At 35.8% G+C, this 327-nt stretch carries 1 protein-coding gene; it reads right to left on the bottom strand.

The features are described from left to right. Positions 1-12 precede the first annotated feature (12 nt). The coding region (locus tag UXI14_RS18115) for a transposase (RefSeq protein ID WP_335967379.1) at positions 13-327 on the bottom strand (315 nt) is incomplete at its 5' end.

The raw sequence follows: 327 nt of genomic DNA, 5'->3' as shown, positions 1-327 counted from the left end.
CGTGAGTTCGATTTAAGCAACAAGTCTTTCATCAATGATTTCAAGATTTAAGGATGGTTTTTTGTCAAAGAATGAATAAGCAATCAATCCTGAAAGGAGGTTTGTTATAAAATTCTCAAAGCTTCTGTGTCTGGTGTGTTCTATTTGGCATTGGTTTTTAAGCTCATCGTTTATGGTTTCAATCAAAGCCCGTTTTCTAAGCATGACCTTATCCTGTAAGAGCATCAGGCAATTTTTCATGTTCTTTCTAATCTTGGTTACCAAATGGACCCCATCCACAAAGAGTTGTTCAAACAAGTCTTTGCCTATATACCCTTTATCACCATA

It is taken from the genome of Galbibacter sp. PAP.153 (assembly GCF_037029175.1).
GTDB classification, from domain to species: Bacteria; Bacteroidota; Bacteroidia; order Flavobacteriales; family Flavobacteriaceae; genus Galbibacter; species Galbibacter pacificus.
Note: the sequence above shows the minus strand (reverse complement) of the source record. Positions and strands in the feature narration are given on the sequence as shown.